This window comes from Bacillus sp. LR--39 (assembly GCF_053613335.1).
Map to the genome: position 1 here is coordinate 1 of NZ_JBSIOT010000938.1, position 686 is coordinate 686.

Genomic DNA, 686 nt, shown 5'->3' on the forward strand with positions numbered 1-686 from the left:
TTCAAAATATTGTTTTAAGGGTAAACCAAATATATACGAAAGTAGCGGAGGAACTAAATATGGTCATAGCGGAAGCAAAAAAATTGTTCATTGTCATCATCGGCGCCTTGTTAAATGCCATCGGATTGAATCTGTTTCTGATTCCCGCCGATGTTTACGCCAGCGGCTTTACGGGGGTGGCGCAGCTTTTATCGAGCGCGCTTGACCAGTACAGCCCGATTTATTTTTCAACGGGGACGCTATTGTTTATTTTAAACATTCCCGTCGGGATTCTAGGGTGGCTCAAGGTCGGGCGCTCATTTACGGTCTACAGCATTTTGAGCGTGGCCTTGACGACGGTCTTTTTGGGGATGCTCCCTGAGGCGAGCCTGTCAAACGACATTTTGCTGAATGCCGTGTTCGGCGGGGTGATCGCCGCGGTCGGGATCGGCCTGACCCTTAAATACGGGGCTTCAACGGGCGGTTTGGATATTATTGCGATGATCCTGGCAAAGTGGAAAGACAAACCGGTCGGCACCTATTTCTTTATTTTAAACGGTGCGATTATTTTAACAGCAGGATTATTGAACGGATGGGAGAAAGCATTATATACGCTCGTTACACTATATGTGACAACCAGGGTGATTGATGCCATCCACACCCGCCACGCCAAGCTCACCGTTATGATTGTCACAAAGAAAGCGGAG

At 47.8% G+C, this 686-nt stretch carries 1 protein-coding gene; it reads left to right on the forward strand.

Going from position 1 to position 686, the window contains the following annotated elements:
- Positions 1–59 precede the first annotated feature (59 nt).
- On the forward strand, positions 60–686 hold a 627-nt coding region (locus ACWHAR_RS27600), incomplete at its 3' end, for a YitT family protein (protein WP_452088504.1).